We start from the raw sequence: 911 nt of genomic DNA on the forward strand, positions 1-911 counted from the left end.
ATAGTCTAATCCAAATAAAACCGATACAATCCTATTAACAATCATATTTAATGAAATAAACGATGACTTATTCAGTAGACTATCGCAAACAGGTACTTTCTAACATCGCTGATGGCATGACCATTCGAGAAGCTGCGCTATTTTATGGACTTAGTACCAGCACCATTCACAGCTGGCAGCAGAATTTAGTCCCTAAAATAAAGAGAAATAAAGCACCAACTAAAATACCTGATGACGCCTTGATTGAAGACGTAAAAAGATATCCTGATGATTATAACTACGAAAGAGCTCGCCGCTTGAGCTGTAGTCAAACTGGCATCTTTAATGCTCTAAAGCGTCTTGGTATCAGTCAAAAAAAAGACCTTAGAGCATCCAAAAGCGTGTCCGATAAAAAGATCGATATATCAGAGTAAGCTTAAGAGTTTCATGCAGCAAGGCTATCCCATTGTGCATATGGATGAGAGCGGCTTTGAAGCTGAAACCATTAGACCTTATGGCTATGCACCGATTGGTAAACCCTGTATCGATAGCTACAACTGGCAAGCGAAGAAGCGTACTAATGTCATTGGTGCTCTCTATGAAAAGATGTTGTTTGCGCTTGATTACGTTGAGCAGAACATCAATAGCCATATATTTTATGACTGGTGCAAGTTCACACTTATTCCAAGCCTTAAAACGAAATGCGTGATCGTTATGGATAATGCCAGATTTCATAAGAGCAAGCGTATTCAAAAACTATTGAATAGACATGGCCATCGCATTCTATGGCTGCCACCCTACAGCCCTGATCTCAATCCCATTGAAAAGAAATGGGCACAAGCAAAGTTTCTGCGCCAAGGATGGATGGAGAATAATCTGCCTAAACTGTTTCATGATATGGGCTGTATCGATTTTATAGAGACTTGACTATA

General features: G+C 39.6%; 2 protein-coding genes. Both read left to right on the forward strand.

What is annotated here, in order from left to right; genetic code table 11:
- Nucleotides 1-62: 62 nt before the first annotated feature.
- Entirely contained in the window at nucleotides 63-413 is a 351-nt protein-coding gene (locus JMY09_RS14635; RefSeq protein ID WP_227677394.1) for an IS630 transposase-related protein, read from the forward strand.
- The gene (locus JMY09_RS14405; RefSeq protein WP_227677396.1) at nucleotides 340-906 is read left to right on the forward strand and encodes an IS630 family transposase; all 567 of its coding nucleotides are present in this window, start codon (nucleotides 340-342) and stop codon (nucleotides 904-906) included. The genes JMY09_RS14635 and JMY09_RS14405 overlap by 74 nt, the downstream gene beginning before the upstream one ends.
- Nucleotides 907-911: the final 5 nt, after the last annotated feature.

Source organism: Psychrobacter urativorans (genome assembly GCF_904846695.1).
Classification (GTDB): domain Bacteria; phylum Pseudomonadota; class Gammaproteobacteria; order Pseudomonadales; family Moraxellaceae; genus Psychrobacter; species Psychrobacter urativorans.